The 574-nt window shown below is 36.1% G+C and carries 1 pseudogene; it reads left to right on the top strand.

Annotation, left to right across the window (positions count from 1 at the left end):
- Nucleotides 1–84: 84 nt before the first annotated feature.
- Nucleotides 85–558 (top strand): annotated as a pseudogene (locus tag AC1DJR_RS32840) (UbiA family prenyltransferase); the annotation flags it as partial.
- Nucleotides 559–574: the final 16 nt, after the last annotated feature.

Below are 574 nucleotides of genomic sequence, written 5' to 3'. Positions count from 1 at the left end.
AATTAATGGATGTGAATCAAGAAATAGAAAGAAAGATACTTCTAGTGATTTTATACTTAAAATGTAGGGAGATTGAACAAAGTTATGGGGAATGAAAAAGAAATTAGTTCCGCTAAATTAATATGGAAGATGACGCGCCCACATACATTAACGGCGACGTTTTCTCCTGTAATTTTAGGGACAGTGGCATCACTTTACGTTGCAGAAATTCATTGGCTTTTATTTATTGCGATGATGAGTGCATGTTTAGCATTGCAAATAGCAACGAATTTATTTAATGAGTATTATGATTTCAAACGTGGATTAGATACTGCTGATTCTGTTGGCATCGGTGGTGGAATTGTCCGTCATGGATTGAAACCAAAAAATGTTTTAACAGTTGCGCTTTTATTGTATGTRGTAGCAGCATTTATTGGCATTTATATTTGTATGAATAGCAGCTGGTGGTTAGTCGTCATTGGTTTAATTGGGATGGCAGTTGGCTATTTATATACAGGTGGTCCATTACCAATTGCGTACACTCCATTTGGAGAATTAGTTTCTGGACTGTTAATGGGTCTGGACTGTTAATGGG

The sequence above is a fragment of the Bacillus sp. 05T31 genome, from assembly GCF_056396725.1.
This window is presented reverse-complemented; position numbering and strand designations above follow the sequence as displayed.